The organism is Synechococcus sp. PCC 7335 (assembly GCF_000155595.1).
Classification (GTDB): domain Bacteria; phylum Cyanobacteriota; class Cyanobacteriia; order Phormidesmidales; family Phormidesmidaceae; genus Phormidesmis.
This window is the reverse complement of the sequence record NZ_DS989904.1, coordinates 2,962,362-2,981,254: the sequence shown is the minus strand read 5'-3', so window position 1 is coordinate 2,981,254 and position 18,893 is coordinate 2,962,362. Positions and strand designations below refer to the sequence as shown.

Genomic DNA, 18,893 nt, shown 5'->3' with positions numbered 1-18,893 from the left:
GGATCAAACCCTCACTGTATGACACTGGTGCTTTGCAATGCAGCGGTGCTCTAGAGTGTCTGCTCTGAGGTGAAGGTCTTACATTGGGTTTTTGCTAAAGGACTCACGCTCAAACAACCACCGCTCAGACAAGCACGGTGAGCTGCTCAAAATCTATTAGAAACAGGCAGTCTTCTAGACGATTGTTAGTAGTTCGTCGCTAGCCAACCTGCTCCTGCAGCGGCGCTACCTGACCAGACAAAGGCAATGAAGAGCCACCAAGCGGCGATCGCAATTTGCTTTCGTCCATTGTCCACTTGCGTCTGTATTTCTTCTTGCACAGAAGTCACTTGAGACTTAACTTCTTCCTTAACAGCTGCAATCTGAGAAGAGAGGGCGGTTTGCGTGCTTTCAACCTGTTGATTAATTTCCCTACTTGCGTTCTCTAACAGGTTTTCTTTCGGTAAGCTTAGATGCTTACTCACCTCGGATTGCACCGCTTGCAGCCAGTGGCTAACTTGTTCAGCTTTGGGCTGCCAGACTCGCTCTCCCCATTCTATGACCCGTTGAATTTCCTCTTCAGTCATATCTTTTCGACTCTCTAGCGCCTGCTGCCATCTAGCCCTATCCCAAAGTCCTTCGTTAAGAGAAATATCATGGCCGATTAGATCCCCTAGCTGAGAGGGACGAGCAAGGGAGGCGATCACACTACCAACCATCTGGCTAAGTGCTTCGGTTGCTTCTGCTGGCTGTAATTTGGACTTCTCTCTATGCTCTAGATACTCAGCAATTCGATCGGAAAAATGATGCGAGAGCTCTTTTGCTGTTTGGATCACAGCTGGACGGGTTGATTGGAACTTACGAATAAAAACGGTTCTTAGCCACTCTGCGAACTCCTCTTGTAAGTCATAATGAATTTGAATTCGCGAGACGAGTTGTTGCCAATCTATCGCGCCAAACGAGCCTTCTCTTTCTAATTGATCTAGTACCTTAATGACTTCAGGTTTGATATCTTCTAAGGAAACAGCACCCCAATCAACTGAGTGCAAATGCTGCTCTACGGTTTGATAGGCTCTATCAGCAGCCCAACGAACAGACAGCTCAGGCCCACTATCTTCTGATGGGGCTGATGACTGCTCAGTTTTTGGCTTCGTTTCAGTTTTTAGCTTCGTTTCTAACCCCGTACCTGAAGGAACAGAGGGCCATGCTAGCTTGAGCGCTTGTACAAGCTGTTGCTCATTCTCCAAAGGCAGCTTTTGGCGATTTAGCAGCACAGCTTCTATACTAGCGATGCTAAGCTTTTGCCGACTGGTACAAATTTGTTCTGCTGATAAATTATGTGCTTGAAGCTGTAACTCTACTTTCTCAGAGAGTTTTTGCGGTGTTAGCAGTTTGAGGCTAGTGTATCGACAGTAGTCTTCTAGTTTCGTCTGAATGGTTTGGATAGCTGAACTTCGATCTTCAGGCGACTGTTCGGTAGATTGAGATGCAGAATCATTGTATTTTGGTAAACCTGACGATGACTCTAATGGTCCGGTTTGGCTGGTGATATTCGGCAAAAGTGCAGTTGCAGACCCTAGCAGTTGACTAGCTGTGTATGTCTTCTGCAGCGAGTTTGTCTTTAGTAAGTCTTCTTCTAGCAGATCCGCAGACGGATCTACAGAGAGCTGTTGTATTAATCTTTCAACATCCCAGTTTGATAGATCTACCTGGTTAATAACGCTTTTGGCAACTTGCTGCCAGCTAGGCAGATCTAGCTGCGAGAGCAAACTGGGCGAAGTCGTTGAAATTGTGACTTCGGGGGTTGAGGACTGGTCAGTTTCGGCAACGGTAACTTCTGTTCTGTCTAACTTAGAGGGCCGCTGCCAGTTCAATCTCTCTTCAGAAAACCGTTCCGTTTTAGTTGTTTCTTCATCTAAAGTTCTCTCTAATTTCTCTTCAATAACGGTGTTGAGCTGGGATAGTATTTCATCTTTTTGACTAGATAGCAGCTGAGGAATTTTATCCTGCGTGCTTGCAAGTTTAGAAACTTCTGCGGTTAGTTCTTTGATAGTACTTTGCTGTTCTACAGCGCTATTCGGTAAGCCATCGGGCTCTCCAACCGAGTGCTTGATCGTAGAGATGAGCTGTTTGCCGCTGGCGATCGCACCCCCAATCAAAGAATCTGTAATACCTGTAATCGTTGTAGAACACAGCCATATAAACAGTAGCCAATAGGTTGACCAAAAGATAAGACCAAAGATAATACCTCTGCGCGGCTCTAGAAGGCCGCTAAATTCTACAGATAGCAGCGTCCCGATAAAAATGACGGTTGATAGCCCGATCGCCACCCCAAATCCCAAAAAGTGTGTAACTGGCAGTGACAAGCTATCCTCGGCAGCTTGTGATTGATCGAGCTGAGATCCGTCGTTTTCCTCACTAGTTTCTGAGTCACTAGTCTCCAAGGGGGTAGCTATAGGCGACAATGAATCCTTAGGAGAAAAGTCGAGTAGCGTCAGTCCGAGCGCTATACCTAAATTAGCAAACACAAGCTGCACAACCGCTGCTATCAACAGCCCACCTAGAAGCGAAAAAACTAACGTCATGCTTTGCTCTTGTGCAGTCTTTTGTGTGGCCTTTCTATCGAGTAGAAGCCATTTGCTATTCTAGGTTGGGTAGAATCTTTCGTCATCTGCCTAGGGTCGCACTGTTGGTCACGGAGGGGATTAAGGCCTTCTTCTCATACGTCTACACTATCCCCTTTCTCACCTTCAAATAAGGTTTCTAAAGGGCTTGCCTGAATAGCCTTCTTCTCCACTAGATACCTTGCCAACACGTCATTTTGTCCGTGGGTGACATAAACCGTTTTGGCTTTGGTCTGTTCTATCGTTTGAATCAGACCAGGCCAGTCAGCGTGATCGGAAAGTACGAATCCACGTTCGTAGCCTCGTCTTCTGCGATTACCGCGCACAGCCATCCAGCCGGAAGCAAAGGCAGTTTGAGGCTGTTTAAATCTTTTCATCCAGGTAGAGCGATGACCAGAAGGGGGCGCAATCACTAAGTCGCCAATGAATTTGTAGCTCTTCTCCATTGAAGAGACAGGAATTGTTGGAACCATATCAATCCCAACTTCTCGATAAATTTCAGTGAGGTTGTGAACTGCACCATGTAAGTAAACAGGTCGATCTGTAAACTTAGTGAGTTCAGCGAGAACCCTTTGCGATTTTCCAAAAGCGTAGCAGAACAAAAGAGAAGGCCGGGTCAAATCACTCTGCCACCATCGATAGATTTGTTCTGTCGTGATTTCGCCACTGTCCCAGTGATAAATGGGTAAACCAAAGGTGGCTTCTGTAATGAAAGTATCACACTCAACTACCTCAAACGGATCGCACGAAGGGTCTATGCCGCGCTTATAATCGCCAGAAGCTACCCAGACTTCATCTTTGTATTCAACCCGAACTTGGGCAGAGCCTAGAACATGACCTGCAGAATGAAACGACACCCAGGTTGGGCCAATCTTAATTCTGTGCCCGTAGTTCACACCACAAAGGTTGATATCTTTACCCAGGCGCCTACGCAAAATGCCTTCAGAAATAGCAGTTGCATAGTACGTTTGGTGCCCGGTATAGGCGTGATCGGCATGGGCATGGGTAATCAAAGCCGTATCAACCGGTTTCCAAGGGTCTATATAAAAGTTTCCAACTTCGCAATATAGACCTTCAGGGCGAACGGTGATCAAAGACATAGAAATAAAAAGGAAAGTAGAGTCCTTAGCATCATGGGATCGATTGCTGGCGTTTTGGTTATCTCTAGTCCACCTTAGCTTAGACCTTGGACTAGAGATATTGCTCAACTACTTTTGAGGACTATCTTGAGGACTATGGGGATGAGAGCTATGGAGATATTTAATATTTATGTTAGCTAATTCTTCCTTGGGGCATATGAACGTATCCTCTAAAGAAGAACTAACGCCTGACCATACGCTCTGCAGCTGCAGCTTTTGTTCTACGGTAAATTCTGATGAAAGAATTATTTAGGAAGGGGTTCTGATACTTATGGATAGTTCTTCTGCTTCACCCCTCGACAACTCGGAATCATCATTTGAGCTAGGGCTTTCATCAGAAGAGATTGAATGGCTGCGAACAGAGACTATCTTCCGTGATCTGTCGCCAGCGTTGATAGAGGCGATCGCCCCTTGCCTTTACAAAGTACCGTTTGCTGCCAATCGTCGTCTTATCTTAGAAGACACTAAGCCTGATGCGCTCTACATTCTAAGAGCGGGTCAGCTTGAAAGCTATCGAACTCGCCGCGCTAGTCAGGCTACGGTCACAGAGCTGCATCCTGGCGAGGTATTGCACTTGCAGGCTCTTTTGTTAGAAATAGCCACTGCTAAAACAGTTGTTTCGCAAACAGACTGTCTCTTGTGGAAGTTAGAGAAGTCTCGCTTTATGCAGCTAGCTCAGGACTACCCTGAACTCAATGGGGAACTATCAAAACTTCTAGCAGCATGTTTAGAAGATGTTTCAGAACAGTTGGCCTATGAGCAAGAACGTCAGCAAGCGCTCAGACCCTACTTGGTCACTAGAGTCAAACGAGGTGTGGTAGGACGTAGCCGCTACGCGAGTCGGCTAAGACAAAATATCAGAGATGCGACTAGCCTAGAAGCGTTTAGTACCAATAGTAGCACTACAGAAGAGCGACGGCCTCCGGTGCTGATCTTTGGAGAACCAGGACTGAACAAAGATAATCTAGCTGCTCTCATTCACTTTGGATCAGCCAATAAAAAGCAGCCGATGATCCAGGTTAACTGTGAGAATTTGCGATCGCAAGATCTCTTCGGTCGAGGGGATAGCCAGCCTGGTCTGCTGGAATGGCTAGGATCAGGCACCCTGCTACTCAACAACATTCAAGACCTCGACGAAAAGCTGAAAGCGCCAATTCTATCTTTACTAGAAGACGGTTCATACCGACCAGTTTCAAGGGAAGGCGATGCACCTGCCGCTTCTCGACGCAGCTTTGCCTGGATTCTAGTCGTGGCTGAAAAGGCTCTGCCTGAAGTTGCCAAACGCTGCGCTTTGCAAGTAAAAGTACCGCCGCTGCGCCTTCGTAAAGCTGATATTGAAGCGCTGGTCACCTATTTTGCTCAGCTCCTATGCCGCCAGCGTAAACGAAGCAAAGTCAAGCTTGACTCGGCTGCACTCAGACGGCTGCAAAGCTATGACTTTCCAGGTAATCTCACCGAGCTAGAGAGCATGGTAGAGCGCGCTGTGAATCAATCAGAAGGCTATATCCTTACCGAAGAAGTCTTTTGGGCCGAAGAGAATGAAAAGCGACGCTTTCGGTTTGATCTTTTGCAAGGTTATCCTAACCTGCGGCAGTTTTTGCTAAGCCCCTGGTGGCCAGATCGGATTAACTATGGGTTTACCCTGTGGTTTTATCCGATTATCGTTGCTGTTTTGATGTGGGGGCCTCAAGCCCGCCAAACTAATTTCGCCCTGAATTTCTTCTGGGCCTGGTGGTGGCCTCTCGTCTTGATTGGCTTTCCTTTTGTCGGTCGATTGTGGTGCGCAGTTTGCCCTTTTATGATCTACGGAGAAGTGGTTCAAAAGCTTTCTCTCATAGCCTGGCCGCGTCAACTAAAAGCCTGGCCTAGAACCTGGGCTGAGCGTTGGGGCGGATGGATTCTCTATGGGGGATTTGCGCTGATCTTACTATGGGAAGAGCTTTGGAATTTAGAAAATACAGCCTATCTTTCAGGCTGGCTATTGTTGATTATTACCGCTGGCGCCATCGTTTGTTCTGTTCTATTCGAGCGCCGATTCTGGTGCCGCTATCTCTGTCCAATCGGCGGGATGAATGGCCTGTTTGCAAAGCTTTCTATGATCGAGCTGCGCGCTCAGCAGGGGATATGTTCAGCTACCTGCAATACCTATCACTGCTACAAAGGCGGTCCGGCGGAAGGCGAAGGCCAAGCCACAGGGGGCTGTCCGGTCTATTCTCATCCGGCTCAACTTAGCGACAACCGCAACTGCGTTTTATGTATGACCTGCCTCAAGGCCTGTCCGCACAAGTCAGTAGCGCTAAACCTACGACCGCCGGGCATCGAGCTGTGGACGACTCATCAGCCTACTAGCTATGAGGTTGCGCTGCTGTTGCTGCTATTGGGTGCTGTTTTCTTGCATAGGCTGCCTCAACTAACGACAATGGTGCTAGGAGATGAGACTGTGCTAAATAATTTTGGAGGACATGCGATCGCTGCGAGCATTGCCTTGTTTTTACCAGGAGCGATCGCCCTGCTAGTTGATAAGATTCGCGTTCATTTCCAAGGCACTGGCGCTAATCGAGACTTCCTAACGCTAGCCTATGGCTATCTACCTCTGGTGCTACTCGCTAGCTTGGCCCACTATCTACTGCTAGGTTTATCAGAAGGAGGACAGGTGATTTCGGTCTTTGGAGCGACCATCGGATGGCCTATCGTTGGTTTCCAGGCAATTGTAGATCCTGCAGTCATCGCCTTTCTACAGGGAACTTCTCTACTTTTAGGTGCTTGCCTCAGCATCATCCTAACCCAAAAGATTGGTCGTCAGTCTTGGCTAAAGCTCATACCCCAACATAGCCTCACACTGGGTTTTACTCTCTTGTTTTGGCAGCTGATTGTGTGAGAAATTCTTTAGAACTGATATTATCATTGCGGATCAAAGGCGTCCGTAGTGAACAGTTTCAACGATTGTCAAAATGCTATGGATGGTTCATTACCCTACGCTGATCGTATCTACTTAAGGGTTCGTCAAGGGCTCGCTGAAGGGCTCATTCTAGGCTGCTAACTATGGGACGCTACGTCAAGTCAGACCCCTATCCCTATCCGTTTAATGGTGACTTACGAGCTGAGAATACAGCGCTAATAATCATTGACATGCAGATTGACTTCTGTGGGAAGGGTGGCTATGTCGACAAGATGGGCTACGATCTCTCACTCACTCGCGCCCCAATTGAGCCGCTACAGCAACTTCTAAAAGTAATGAGACCGCTAGGATATACGATCATGCACACCCGGGAAGGGCACCGGGCTGATCTCTCTGATCTACCCGAAAACAAGCAATGGCGATCGCAGCAAATCGGTGCTGGCATTGGTGATTTAGGCCCTTGCGGACGTATCTTAGTCAGAGGGGAACCCGGTTGGGAAATCATCTCTGAATTAGCTCCTCTACCAGACGAAACCATTATTGATAAACCAGGGAAAGGTGCTTTCTTTGCCACCGATTTGGACTTGTTGCTGCGCCGCAAGAAGATTCAGAATCTTATTCTTACGGGCATTACAACAGACGTGTGTGTTCATACAACTATGCGCGAGGCTAATGATCGCGGGTATGAGTGCCTTGTATTATCTGACTGTACAGGAGCGACCGACTATGGAAACTATCTGGCTGCGCTTAAGATGATCAAAATGCAGGGCGGAGTCTTCGGCGCCGTTGCTCAGTCTAGCGATCTTATTCAAGCGCTCAAAGGATAGGCAGCCAATGGCATCTACAAAGGCAATCTCAGAACAAACGCCAGAACCGATCACAGGGCAGGTATCAGGTCAACTCCTAGGACCAATGGCGACTCAAGCGCAAGTACTAAAGGTAGTGGAGATGACAAAGCGATTCGGTCGCTTTGTCGCACTTGATGGTGTCTCTATGTCGTTGAAGCCTGGGACGATTCATGCGCTTTTAGGTGAAAATGGTGCAGGCAAAAGCACCTTGGTAAAGTGCATCATGGGCTTTCACCAGCCGACTGCCGGGGAAGTATACATCGGCGAACAAGCTAAGGTCATCAAAAGTCCAAAAGATGCTCATGCCTATGGCATTGGAATGGTTTACCAGCACTTTACTTCTGTTCCGTCTATGAGCGTCGCTGAAAATCTAGTGCTTTCACGCTACAACACACCGCTTTTTCTAGATTGGAAGAAAGAACTTTCGGCGCTGCAGACCTTTATAGAACAATCTCCTTTCCAAATAGATCTTCAAACGCCAGTTGCTCAGTTAGCGGCAGGACAAAAGCAAAAATTGGAGATTCTTAAACAGCTCTATCTCAAACACCGTATTCTTATACTAGACGAGCCAACCTCTGTACTAACGCCTGCTGAAGCGGGTGAGGTATTAGGCCTGTTGCGCCAAGAAGTACTCAAAGGTAAGCTCAGCATTCTACTGATTACTCATAAATTCAAAGAAGTGCTGTCGTTTGCCGATGAAGTGACTATCTTGCGTAAAGGCGAGCGAGTCGGTCAAGGTCAGGTCAGCGAACTTTCAGTTGCAGATATGTCGAGAATGATGCTAGGCGGAGCTAAAACCCCTCAAGCAGTGGCAGAAGAGTCTCCAGCAAAAACTTCTAACAGCGATCGCCTTTCCACTCACTCTACAGAGAGTACCAGCGCTCAGAGTTCTATTCGTGTGACGCCTGCTATTCCTCCTCATTCTTCCGCTCCTAATTCTTCCTATGATCCGTCCCTAAATCCCAAGTCAGCAGATGTGCCTACCCTATCGTTTAAGGGTATTAAAGCCCACCGAGACAATGGATTGGTCGCTGTAGACGGCGTCAGCCTAACAGTCGATAGCGGTGAGGTTGTGGGGATTGCAGGCGTCTCTGGCAATGGTCAAAAAGAGCTAGTCGAAGTGCTCTCCGGGCAACGCTCGCCGACCGAGGGCACTATCTACGTAAACGGTGAATCCTATAAAGCAACTCGAGCTGAGATGTTTCGACATCAGGTTTATGCGCTTCCTGAAGAGCCTTTGAAGAATGCCTGTGCGCCTGGAATGAGCGTAGCTGAAAATATATCGCTAAGAACCTTCGATCAAACTCCGCAAGCCCGATGGCAGTGGTGGCTAGTTCTCAAAGAAATTCGAAATATGGCCAAAGGACTTGTTCAAGCTTTCTCTGTCAAGACGCCTTCTGTCGAGACGCCAATCAACAATCTTTCTGGTGGCAACATTCAGCGAACGGTACTAGCTAGAGAACTCTCGTCAGCGTCAGTTCAGCTGTTAATTGCGGCAAATCCTTGCTTTGGTCTGGACTTCTCAGCAGTGGAGTTTATTCACAACGAAATTAAAGCAGCTCGTGATCGCGGGGTGGCAGTCCTGCTAGTTAGCGAAGATTTAGATGAGCTATTGGAACTATGTGATCGCATCCTAGTGATTAGCGAGGGGAAATTCACTTATGAAAGTGCGATCGCTACCGCCGATCTTACAGTGATTGGCCAAAGGATGGCCGGCCATTAATGCTTGTAGGTTAAAGTGTGACTATCATCAGCTGCACGCTGCGGGCCAAGGCTCTCATCTTGCACAAGGAGTAGCTTTTAGGCCTAGGCAACTAAAGTCAAATACTTTGTTGTATAGCAATCTGCTGTGTACATAGTCTTCTTTTTATGTATGCCTACAGCAGATTGCTATATCTTTGTGAAGCGGAGTGCCTCCATTTTCATTGAGATAAGCGATTTCGCACTCGGCATTCTCCCCATACTTATAGTGCACCAATCAACAATTGTTGCTGCTGGTATAAGTAGCTTCACTGTTCACGGTGCCCCTTTGGAAATTAAGTCAATCTGAAACAAAGTCGATTTGAAACAAAGCTAGCCCGATCAGCCAGAAATAGAGCTAGATATAAGACTTTTTTGATAGGCTCGCCAACCGCCATACTCAGTAATTTCTTTCTTGCCTTCCACCGTCATCGGTTCTGCGATCACGCCAAGAACTTCTTCGCCGTTAGCTAGCATCACTTTTCCAATAGCCAGTCCAGGAGGTTCTTGAGAAAGTACAATTCCCAATCCAGCTAAAGGGACATCCCAAATTTCAACAGCTACAGCTACTCCGCCTTGACGGACTTTGATCATGGCCGGATAGTTATCATCTATTGTCCATAGCCGATAGGCAGCTTCTGTCTGACATTCTCTGTCAAACCTTGCGCCCACATCCAACAGATTTTGGCATAGTGCCAGACCTCGCATCAGCGTACCATTGACCGCGAGCTTTACTGTTTCGGTCATTGTTTCTCTTTACCCATCACTTGCTTTTGCCTCTCACACTTTCTGTATTTGCTTTGTGCATAGTCAATTATCGTTCTCCATTCCCAATGCACCAGGTGAACCGACAAGCGTCTTTTGGGGGGAGCAGGTGATGATCATAATTAACAATGTCAGCACATATGGAGCCGCGTTAAAAAGGTAGTAATAGCTATCTATACCAACAGACTGAAAGGCTGGGCCAATCGCTTGCGCGCCGCCAAATAGCAGTGATGCCCACAGACACTGAATAGGATTCCATCGAGCAAAGATCACTAAGGCTACGGCCATCAGCCCCTGGCCGCTAGAGATGCGCTCGGTCCATACGCCCGGATAGTAGAGGGAGAGACAAGCACCACCAATACCAGCTAGAAAGCTACCCGCCATAATGCTAAGCATCCGTACTTTAAAAGGAGAAATGCCCATCGCCAAGGCAGCCTGTGGGCTATCGCCAACCGCTCGAATATAGAGGCCCCAGCGGGTAGCGCGAAACAGCCAATGCAAGCAAGGGGCGATCGCAATTCCGATCAAGAATAACGGACTAATTTTGAGCGCCGACTGAATTTGAGACGACTCGCTCCATCCGCCTAAATCAAACGTAAAGAGTTGTGGTGCCTGCGGTTGAATAAACGGTTTACCCAAAAAGAAGGCTAGCCCGCTCCCTAAAATAATCATGGCAATGCCCGTGGCAACGTCATTAACTCGCCGCTGTTGCGAAAGCCAGCCGTGAACTGCGCCCAACAGCATCCCGGAGATTCCTGCTGCGATCACCCCTAACCAAGGTGCCCAAAACTCTCCTACCGTAGGCGCGCTGAGATAGGAAACGCCATAAGCAGACATTGCACCCATCAGCAGGGTGCCTTCTAAGCCAAGATTGATTTTACCGCTTTTTTCTGTGATGCACTCTCCTAAACTAACGAAGAGGAATGGCGCACTGCCGCGTAGGGTGCCAGCGAAAATACCAAGTAAGAGAGTAAGAATAGGAGACATTTAGAAAGGAAGAAGAATGTACATAGAGGCGAACGATCAATTGTTTTATTTTGTCCCTTCTTGTAAGTAGGGAATTTTTCCGTAAAGGGAATCGCTAAAAAGAACGCACAAGAAAACAATGCCTTGGAAGACAAGGACGGTGGCATCGGGGAGATTGTGCGATCGCTGCAAAATGCCGCCGCTAGCTAAAATGCCACCTAGTAGTATGGCCACAAGGATGGTTGCTAGCGGGTTTTGCCTGGAGACGAAAGCGACCAGAATACCAGCATAGCCATAGTTAGAAATTAGAGATTCGTTAATTCGTTTTTGGACAGCCGCGACCTCGATCATGCCCGCAAGGCCCGCCGCTGAACCGCCTAGAAAACAAATAGCTAAGGTCAGTTTACCGACCGGGAGGCCGGCGATTTTGGCAGCTCTGATATTACTACCCGTGACTCTGGTGGCAAAGCCAAAAGTGGTTCTTTGGATCAAGATATACGCCAGGATGCAGATAATCAGGCCATAGAGCAAGCCGAAGTGAATGCGAGTGCCCGGTAGCGTGCCTAGCCAAAGCGTTGGATCGAGTTCAGCAGAAGAGGGTTTGGTAACAAAGTTAGCGTCTCGCATGGGTCCTTCTACAAGATGCTTTAGAAAGGCGATCGCGATATAGTTCAGCAGCAAAGAGCTGATGGTTTCATTCACTCCGCGATAGTGCCGTAGAGCGCCTGCTAGCATTATCCACGCACCGCCAAATACCATCCCTGCGATCGCCATCGCCAACTGCCCTAGCCCAGAAGGCAGCGCATCTCCTAACCCTAGACCGACCAAAACCGCGCCTAGTCCGCCCATTACTAGCGCTCCTTCGTTGCCAATGATCACCAAACCTAACCTGGCAGGTAGCAATGTACATAGCGCTGTCAACATCAGCGGCGAAGCTCTAATTAGCGTATTTTGCCAAGCGCTCCAGCTACCAAAAGCAGCTTTGTAAATAGAGCCATAGACACCCAAAGGATTAGCACCGGCTAATGCGCAAAATCCACCAAAAATTAGCAGCGCTACTAAAAGTGCCGCAATCGGTAAAACAACAGCTTCTAGCGATCGCAGCAGCAGAGACCAGCGTTCTTTAGGCTGAGTCGGAGCGAGGCTCGAAGCCTGCTCTGCAGCCGGGGGAGGTGAATAACCCATCAGCTACCCGTAGTCCCTTTGACACCTTCGATTAGCCAGTCCATTTTCTCTAGCTCAATGTTCTGTTGTTTATACTCTTCACCAGGCGATAGGATAACTTTTCCGTCGTTGCTGTCTAATTCACCTTTATAAATTACTAGTTCACCATTTATCAGCGCCTCTTTAGCCGCGTCGCCCTCTGCTTGCGCTTCTGCGGTGACTGCCGGACCATAGGGAGAAAGCTTGCAAAAGTTTTCAGCTAGTCCGCCTCGTAGAACATGTTCAATATCTCCTGCCATTAGCGTTTTGCCTTCTACAAACTGCTGACCTAAAGAGGTGTAGATACTTTCCCAGTCCCACTCGGCCCCAGTCAGATAGCCGGTAGGCGCAAGCGGCGCCTGATTGGCGTGATAGCCCACCGTGTATAGCCCTCTCTCTTCGGCTGTTTCCATCACAACCTTAGGACTATCAACATGACAGCTGATCACATCAATGCCTTGATCGGCCATACTATTGGTCGCTTCTGCTTCCTTGACAGGTTCCGCCCAGCCACCTGTAAACACAACCTGCGTGGTCGCCGCTGGATTAACTGACTGAGCGCCCAGCGTAAAGCTATTGATGTTACGCAGGACCTGAGGAATCGGAATCGCTGCGACAAATCCTAACTGTCCGGTTTCGGACATGCGCCCAGCGATGACACCGCCAACATACTGAGCCTCATCGATATAGCCAAAGTAGCTGCCTACGTTGTCAGGATGAACGCCTTCTTGATAGAGTCCACCCGCATGGAAGAATTGTACCTCTGGAAATTCTGCGGCCATCTCTAGCATGTACGGATCAAAGTAGCCAAACGAAGTCGGAAAGATGACCGTGGCGCCATCAATTTCGATCATGCTACGCATAGTCTCTAGCACAGCCGATGTCTCAGGAACGTTTTCCTCCTCAATGATCCTGATTCCAGGCAGAGCAGCCATTGCCTGTGCACCTTCCGCATGCGCCTGGTTGTAGCCAAAGTCGTCCTTTGGCCCCACATAGATAAAGCCAACGACGACCTCTTCCCCACCCTCACCTGCTGCTGAATCAGTGTTATCACCCGCCTCTGAGGAGGGGGAACAGCCGCTGAGTTTGGTCGTCGCACTAAAGGCCGTGGCTGCTAGCAATCCACGCACGACCTGTCTTCTAGAGAATTGAGTAGAACGCGACATAGGAAAAGATCCTTATAGATTCAGAAATTAGGGCAACAGAGGCGATGGTATCGGATTCGAGGGTTGGCTGTCTATGCTGTTCTGCTATGAGCAACGACTGGGTAGTTCAAGTCATACTTTAGAATTAGAAATATACGGATTCCGTTTTGTATCACAAACATCAAAATTGGGGAGTTTGTCTACTTTTACAGAGCAGACAAAGCAGCTCAAAGCCTTCGCTCGCTTCCTTATCGCCTATGGAGCCGCCTATGAAGAAGCAGCCTTACGTAGAACTCACTAACCAAAACTTATAATGTGCTACTAGATAAGGAGAGTGAAAGGCTGTCGGTGTAGCTACGCGGCCTCTGTTTCTTATCCAAACCTCTGTTTTTTAACCAATTTTTATCCAAAAGAGTCAATAGCGGCTTAAGGATTGACAGACGTGACCGTCCAACTTTCTTTCGACAGGTGATAGATAATCCGATCTTGGGGCTCTCCACGCAAACAGAGATAATCTACTTCTTCAGGTAATAGCAAGAGGACGCAAAACGTATCTGGGGGGGTGCGCGAATCTATCTCCGGCGCTTCAAAGGCGTCACTATCCGGGTTGCGAGTGGCTTTGGGCGTGGGCCAAGCAAACTGAAGTCGAGCGCTGTCTGATATCTTCTGCCAGAGCTGTCGGCGCGTTTCACCGAGGTCGGCTGCTACTGTATCGGCGGTGATAATCATTAGCTGACCGCGTAGGCGAAACTGTTCTCGGGTTTTAGTGAAATACCAACAAGCTTCTGCACTCGGATTCTGCCGAATTTGGACTATCTTCTCGCTGCGGCGATCGCTAATAAACATCAGCTGATTTGTCTCTTGCCGAAAGCCCCTAAATACCACCGTACGATTAGCGGGCGACCCCTCTGGACGAATGGTTGCGAGCTGAAGGAATCGACACACAGGCTGAGCACGATTGCGATGCAAGGCTCTAGAAAGCGGCGATCGCCACGGTGCAAGATCAGAACTAGACACGAATGGATATGTCCTATGCTTAGAGATGTCTGCAGAAGTTACTAGTAAAGGGCCATGCTTCACAATGGTAATAGCCATTCTAAATCGCTTATGCACAGGTAATTTGATATAAGTGAAAGGGCTATAGCGCTGACTTCAAAACAGCAAAGGCTCTGAAAACTACGGCACCTATGAGTATTTTTACGGTTGTTTCTTTAGTAGTAGGCCTGGCTCTGTTAGTACTGGGCGCAGAGTTCTTAATTCGAGGTGCTTCTAAGCTAGCTGCCACAATTGGCGTTCCCCCTTTGATCATTGGCTTGACGGTAGTGGCTTTTGGTACGAGCGCCCCAGAACTGGCCGTCAGTTTAAACGCGAGTCTCAATGGGCAAGCGGATATCGCTCTAGGGAATGTGGTCGGTAGCAATATCTGCAATGTGCTACTGATATTGGGAATTTCGGCAGTGATCGCTCCTTTGATTGTTGCGCAGCAGCTAGTACGGCTAGATGTGCCAATCATGATTGGCGTGTCGGCGCTACTGATGTTCTTCGGTTTGGATAATCAGCTTGATCGCTCCGACGGCCTAGTTTTGTTCATTGGGGGAATAGCCTATACTCTCTTCTTGCTGGTGCAAAGCCGAAAAGAAAAGAATCCTGTTATTCAAGATGAGTATGAACAGTTTGGAGCGCGATCGCTTTCTCTCAAAGAGACTAGCCTGAGCGCGCTTCTGTTTTTCCTTGGTATGGCTATGTTGGTTGCCGGCTCTCGCTGGCTAGTCGGGAGCGCTGTGAGCATTGCGACTTTTCTAGGGGCTAGTCCACTGATTATCGGTCTGACCATCATTGCTTTTGGGACTTCTTTGCCAGAGCTAGCGACCTCCGTGATGGCTACCTTTAGAGGGGAGCGTGACTTGGCCGTAGGTAACGTTATTGGCAGTAATATCTTCAATATTTTGGTGGTCTTAGGACTTACCAGCGCTGTCTCAGAAACTGGAATTCACATCTCCAATTCAGCTCAAAGGTTTGATATTCCGGTTATGCTGGCAGTAGCGATCATGTGCTTGCCAATCTTTTTCACTGATAACCAGGTCTCCAGGCGAGAAGGCATTTTGCTACTAAGCTACTACGTACTGTACGTAGGCTATCTAGTTGCTAATGCGGCGGACCCGGATTCTATCTGGACAGGTTCGATCAACCTAATTGTTGTGCCGCTAACGCTATTGATGCTGTGCCTGCTAAGCTGGCGTACCTGGCTGACCTTTCGACGCAAGGGAGCAGCTAAAGAGTAGTTTCTGACAAAGCTAGATTAAGACTTTGCGCAAGCTGTAGCGGGTCGACGCCTAAGACAGTGCGTCCTTTCGCGGCATAGATGGCTGCTTGCGAATGCCACCATACCGCACTCACAACAGCGTTTACAGTGTCCGAAGTCAGTGTCTGGCCTTCAGTCATTGGTCTGTCATTTGATCCTGCTTTGGCAACGCTGGCTACAAGTCCTCCCATCAGCCCAGTTAAGACATCACCGCTACCACCTCTGGCTAATGCGGGGGTGCTATGTGGATTGAACCATAACCGATCGGGCGTGGCGATCGCACTTCTAGGGCCTTTTAGCAAAATGACTGCGCCACTATCTTTCGAAGCCTGATGAACAACATCGCCCGGCATATCAGCATCTATCGCCTCTGGAAACAAGCGTTTGAATTCTCCAGTATGAGGGGTCAAAATCGTCGGCATCGATCTAGATTGCAGCTTTTTGATTGGCGCATCTTGAGCAAGCAAATTAAGCCCATCGGCATCTAAAAGCAATGGACAGTCGGCGGATAGTACTGTTTCTAGTAGCGCTGGTACAGTTGGCGTCAGCCCAGGGCCAAAGGCGATCGCATCATATTTATCTATCTCGAAGCTTTCTGGGAAGCAAGCGATCGCCCCTTTGTCCGTTTCTGGGCATCCGATCAGCAAAGCGCCAGGTAGCTGCGGCAATAGTGCTAAACGGATAGACTCTGGAACAGCGACTGTCAGCATACCAACGCCGCTGGCGACAGCACCTAGCCCAGATAGTAGCGCCGCCCCAGCGTAGGTATGAGAACCGGCCACTAGTAGCAGATGACCAGCCGTATACTTATGCGCTGTCACCGAGCGATTGAGTGGAAGGTGGGTGATCGCCTGCTCGGCTGTCAGTCGCTGAACGATAGGCCGCTCACCTAGCACTGCTGAGACATCTAAAAGTGGAATATCAAAATCAATCAGCTCACACTCACCCAAATAGGTCAGTGCCTGCGCTTGCATAAATCCTCTTTTCCATAGACCCAGACAAGCAGTGTGGCTTGCCTGGATAGCTTCGCCCATCACTTCTCCCGTATCGGTATGAATACCAGAAGGTAAATCAATGCTAAAAACTGGAATGTTTTGTTGATTAAGCGTGGCGATATCGGTGGCCAAAGCACCTTCAATTGAGCGCGTCAGCCCAAAGCCAAACCAGCCATCAACAATCGCATTGCAGGCTAAGTCTTGCACCGACTCTACAAAAGCGATACCTAAGCTCTTAGCATAGCGAGCGTGCTGTTTTGTAAGCGGCTTTAGGTGAGAAAATGGCTGATAAACCTGCACCTCATAACCTCGAAAGTGTAGCTCTCGTGCCACGACTAGCGCATCACCGCCATTATGACCTGGCCCTGCTAAGACACCTACTGGCCCCCGATCTTGTCCTAGCCATTCAACTAAGGCCTGAGTAACCTTTTGCGAAACTTTCTCCATCATCGCTTCGACAGGCATTCCACTGTCAAAGATTCGCTGCTCAATACGCTGCATCTGCTTCGCAGTGACTAAATAGTGTTGAATAGATGAGCGGGTCATGGATTGCCTAGAGAATGAAAGGGAAATATCTAGCTTTTCTCTTCGTTGTACTCAGAGATACTTTCATAAACGCTTTGAGGAAAAGTAAGATCTTGATACACATTCCCCGCATCTGGATCTTCAGGATCGGGGCAAATTTGAAAGTCTTGTTTAGACTGCCATTCCAATATGCTCTCTCGGCTCGGCGGGCTGTATTGCTTGCTGGCGACCTGTTGATACAGCGATCTAGCTTCTTCCTCGCTGAAGTCTTTATCCTTCTGTAGCTGGGATACTAGCGCTTCTTCATCGGCGAAATACTGTCCTACCATCGCTAGGGTCAGCCGCCCATAGTGGCCAATATCAGTCCCTTCATCCAACGCATCTAGAAGGTGAGCCATCGTATTATTCTTACGTAAGTCTTGAATAGTCATCTTGGCTTAATTAATAAATATGTACTACTATTTGTAGCTTTAGTCAGTTACTTCAAAACTCTACCAAAGGGAGTGACTTTGCTACGCTAGCTGCCAAAGGCCCCAAGTTGAGAATCATGAAAGATCGATACGCTATAGCCAGGAAGATCGAGCAGTTGGACGCGCAAAAAGAGGCGATCGCCATTTGCCATCTGCTCGCGGGCTACGAATTTCCGTGGGATATGACCCGTGCCCTAGAGCTAGCTTTACTGCGAACATTCTGCGTACCTTCAATCGCCAAGCTATTAGATCATACGGGTGAATTTCGCAACCACACTCAAAAGCGATATGACGATACTGGCATTGTTGTTTCAGAACTGTTCAAGTGGGGCTATCACCATCCTCGTGGCCAAGCATTTTTAGAGCGAATGAATGCAATTCACCAGCGCTATTCGATTAACAATGCAGATTATCTCTATGTGCTTTCTACGTTTATCTATGAGCCTGTGCGCTGGATCCAACAATTCGGCTGGCGTCCGCTGAGCGAGCATGAACAGCAGGCACTCTACTTCTTTTGGAAAGAGGTGGGATATAGAATGAAGATTGTTGATATTCCGGCCTCTTATCACAGCTTTGAAGCGTACAACCGTAGTTATGAACAAAAGTTTTTTGTTTATCAGGATGCTAATCGCCGGGTAGCAGATGCAACCAGACAAATGTTGGTAAGCTGGTTTCCAAAAGGGTTGCGATCGCTCGTCAATACCGCCATGCCAGCTCTACTCGATCCGCCACTGCTTGAGGCTTTAGGTTGGCAGCCGGCACCTGTTCTACTGACGACCTCGCTAAGAAAGTGCCTTCAGCTGCGCAGTCGCTTACTCCGCCGACTGCCACCTCGCAAGCTCCCTGACTTCTTTGCCGACCAGTCTATTCGTAGCTATCCAGCCGGATACCAGCCAACAGATATCGGCCCTTAGCGCTAGCTTTCATAGAACAGCGAATTGATACTGCGTGTCAGTTGGGCAAGGCATTCTTATCGCCTAGAGCAGCTCAACTATCTCACCTGACCGGAGTTCTAGCTGCCTAAGCTACAAACATTTTTGGTTTAAGGAAGCAAACTAGTTTTGCTGAACCCACCGATATGTTTTGCCATGAGTCGTTTTTTGACAAGAGCTGCACGTAGCCACAAGTTGGCAAGTTATCGATGGTGCGATCGCTCACACCCTAATGGTCTTTCTCAACTGTCGTGAACGACGTCTGTCTGTCGTGAACAACGTCTGCCTCTACAGTTCGCTGGCATTATTCGTAATTAGAGGACGAATACAATTAGTTGCACATCGCGTTACTGGGTTCTTG

General features: G+C 48.4%; 14 protein-coding genes. 5 read left to right on the top strand and 9 right to left on the bottom strand.

Going from position 1 to position 18,893, the window contains the following annotated elements:
- Positions 1 to 185: 185 nt before the first annotated feature.
- Positions 186 to 2,564 (bottom strand): hypothetical protein, encoded by a 2,379-nt coding sequence (locus S7335_RS12970; protein WP_006455145.1) that lies wholly within the window; start codon positions 2,562 to 2,564, stop codon positions 186 to 188.
- Positions 2,565 to 2,698: 134 nt separating this feature from the next.
- On the bottom strand, positions 2,699 to 3,703 hold the full coding sequence (locus S7335_RS12965) for a ligase-associated DNA damage response exonuclease (protein WP_006453612.1): 1,005 nt from the start codon (positions 3,701 to 3,703) through the stop codon (positions 2,699 to 2,701).
- Between the two features lie 310 nt (positions 3,704 to 4,013).
- On the opposite strand from S7335_RS12965, the gene S7335_RS12960 reads away from it, so the two are divergent.
- The 3 genes from S7335_RS12960 (at position 4,014) to S7335_RS28860 (ending at position 9,212) form a co-directional block, all read left to right on the top strand.
- On the top strand, positions 4,014 to 6,620 hold the full coding sequence (locus S7335_RS12960) for a cyclic nucleotide-binding domain-containing protein (RefSeq protein WP_006454907.1): 2,607 nt from the start codon (positions 4,014 to 4,016) through the stop codon (positions 6,618 to 6,620).
- Positions 6,621 to 6,784: 164 nt separating this feature from the next.
- Complete coding sequence (locus tag S7335_RS12955) at positions 6,785 to 7,468, top strand: cysteine hydrolase family protein (protein ID WP_006453863.1); 684 nt, start codon at positions 6,785 to 6,787, stop codon at positions 7,466 to 7,468.
- 7 nt (positions 7,469 to 7,475) lie between these two features.
- Positions 7,476 to 9,212, top strand: a complete 1,737-nt coding sequence (locus S7335_RS28860) for an ABC transporter ATP-binding protein (RefSeq protein WP_006455107.1) — start codon at positions 7,476 to 7,478, stop codon at positions 9,210 to 9,212.
- A gap of 359 nt (positions 9,213 to 9,571) precedes the next feature.
- Here the strand turns inward: S7335_RS28860 and S7335_RS12945 are convergent, their stop codons facing one another.
- The 5 genes from S7335_RS12945 to S7335_RS12925 all read right to left on the bottom strand — a co-directional run bounded on the left by S7335_RS12945 (position 9,572) and on the right by S7335_RS12925 (position 14,325).
- Positions 9,572 to 9,976 carry a hypothetical protein gene (locus S7335_RS12945; protein ID WP_006454862.1) on the bottom strand — a complete coding sequence of 135 codons (405 nt, stop codon included), beginning with the start codon at positions 9,974 to 9,976 and terminating at the stop codon, positions 9,572 to 9,574.
- Positions 9,977 to 10,039: 63 nt separating this feature from the next.
- Entirely contained in the window at positions 10,040 to 10,981 is a 942-nt protein-coding gene (locus tag S7335_RS12940; protein ID WP_006457206.1) for an ABC transporter permease, read from the bottom strand.
- 45 nt (positions 10,982 to 11,026) lie between these two features.
- Entirely contained in the window at positions 11,027 to 12,145 is a 1,119-nt protein-coding gene (locus tag S7335_RS12935; RefSeq protein ID WP_006455521.1) for an ABC transporter permease, read from the bottom strand.
- Positions 12,145 to 13,329: a BMP family ABC transporter substrate-binding protein gene (locus tag S7335_RS12930; RefSeq protein WP_006456567.1), complete on the bottom strand. Its 1,185-nt coding sequence runs from the start codon at positions 13,327 to 13,329 to the stop codon at positions 12,145 to 12,147. Before S7335_RS12930 ends, S7335_RS12935 begins: the two co-directional genes overlap by 1 nt.
- 405 nt (positions 13,330 to 13,734) lie before the next feature.
- Positions 13,735 to 14,325 carry an Npun_F5749 family FMN-dependent PPOX-type flavoprotein gene (locus S7335_RS12925; RefSeq protein ID WP_006455038.1) on the bottom strand — a complete coding sequence of 197 codons (591 nt, stop codon included), beginning with the start codon at positions 14,323 to 14,325 and terminating at the stop codon, positions 13,735 to 13,737.
- A gap of 170 nt (positions 14,326 to 14,495) precedes the next feature.
- Between S7335_RS12925 and S7335_RS12920 the strand changes: the two genes are divergently transcribed.
- Positions 14,496 to 15,590 (top strand): calcium/sodium antiporter, encoded by a 1,095-nt coding sequence (locus S7335_RS12920; RefSeq protein ID WP_006457568.1) that lies wholly within the window; start codon positions 14,496 to 14,498, stop codon positions 15,588 to 15,590.
- Here S7335_RS12920 and S7335_RS12915 read toward each other — a convergent pair.
- Both S7335_RS12915 and S7335_RS12910 read right to left on the bottom strand, forming a co-directional pair.
- Entirely contained in the window at positions 15,580 to 17,151 is a 1,572-nt protein-coding gene (locus S7335_RS12915; protein WP_006453435.1) for a bifunctional ADP-dependent NAD(P)H-hydrate dehydratase/NAD(P)H-hydrate epimerase, read from the bottom strand. The genes S7335_RS12920 and S7335_RS12915 overlap by 11 nt on opposite strands.
- Positions 17,152 to 17,180: 29 nt before the next feature.
- Positions 17,181 to 17,561: a hypothetical protein gene (locus S7335_RS12910; protein WP_038016198.1), complete on the bottom strand. Its 381-nt coding sequence runs from the start codon at positions 17,559 to 17,561 to the stop codon at positions 17,181 to 17,183.
- 116 nt (positions 17,562 to 17,677) lie between these two features.
- Here S7335_RS12910 and S7335_RS12905 point away from each other — a divergent pair, with 116 nt between their 5' ends.
- On the top strand, positions 17,678 to 18,514 hold the full coding sequence (locus S7335_RS12905; protein ID WP_006457618.1) for an oxygenase MpaB family protein: 837 nt from the start codon (positions 17,678 to 17,680) through the stop codon (positions 18,512 to 18,514).
- Positions 18,515 to 18,893 lie beyond the last annotated feature (379 nt).

What these genes read in the sequence shown, in the direction of transcription:
- S7335_RS12940 (WP_006457206.1), bottom strand. Translation starts at nt 10,981, where the DNA reads ATGTCTCCTATTCTTACTCTCTTACTTGGTATTTTCGCTGGCACCCTA.
- S7335_RS12930 (WP_006456567.1), bottom strand. Translation starts at nt 13,329, where the DNA reads ATGTCGCGTTCTACTCAATTCTCTAGAAGACAGGTCGTGCGTGGATTG.
- S7335_RS12910 (WP_038016198.1), bottom strand. Translation starts at nt 17,561, where the DNA reads ATGACTATTCAAGACTTACGTAAGAATAATACGATGGCTCACCTTCTA.
- S7335_RS12935 (WP_006455521.1), bottom strand. Translation starts at nt 12,145, where the DNA reads ATGGGTTATTCACCTCCCCCGGCTGCAGAGCAGGCTTCGAGCCTCGCT.
- S7335_RS12970 (WP_006455145.1), bottom strand. Translation starts at nt 2,564, where the DNA reads ATGACGTTAGTTTTTTCGCTTCTAGGTGGGCTGTTGATAGCAGCGGTT.
- S7335_RS12955 (WP_006453863.1), top strand. Translation starts at nt 6,785, where the DNA reads ATGGGACGCTACGTCAAGTCAGACCCCTATCCCTATCCGTTTAATGGT.
- S7335_RS12960 (WP_006454907.1), top strand. Translation starts at nt 4,014, where the DNA reads ATGGATAGTTCTTCTGCTTCACCCCTCGACAACTCGGAATCATCATTT.
- S7335_RS12920 (WP_006457568.1), top strand. Translation starts at nt 14,496, where the DNA reads ATGAGTATTTTTACGGTTGTTTCTTTAGTAGTAGGCCTGGCTCTGTTA.
- S7335_RS12905 (WP_006457618.1), top strand. Translation starts at nt 17,678, where the DNA reads ATGAAAGATCGATACGCTATAGCCAGGAAGATCGAGCAGTTGGACGCG.
- S7335_RS28860 (WP_006455107.1), top strand. Translation starts at nt 7,476, where the DNA reads ATGGCATCTACAAAGGCAATCTCAGAACAAACGCCAGAACCGATCACA.
- S7335_RS12915 (WP_006453435.1), bottom strand. Translation starts at nt 17,151, where the DNA reads ATGACCCGCTCATCTATTCAACACTATTTAGTCACTGCGAAGCAGATG.
- S7335_RS12945 (WP_006454862.1), bottom strand. Translation starts at nt 9,976, where the DNA reads ATGACCGAAACAGTAAAGCTCGCGGTCAATGGTACGCTGATGCGAGGT.
- S7335_RS12965 (WP_006453612.1), bottom strand. Translation starts at nt 3,703, where the DNA reads ATGTCTTTGATCACCGTTCGCCCTGAAGGTCTATATTGCGAAGTTGGA.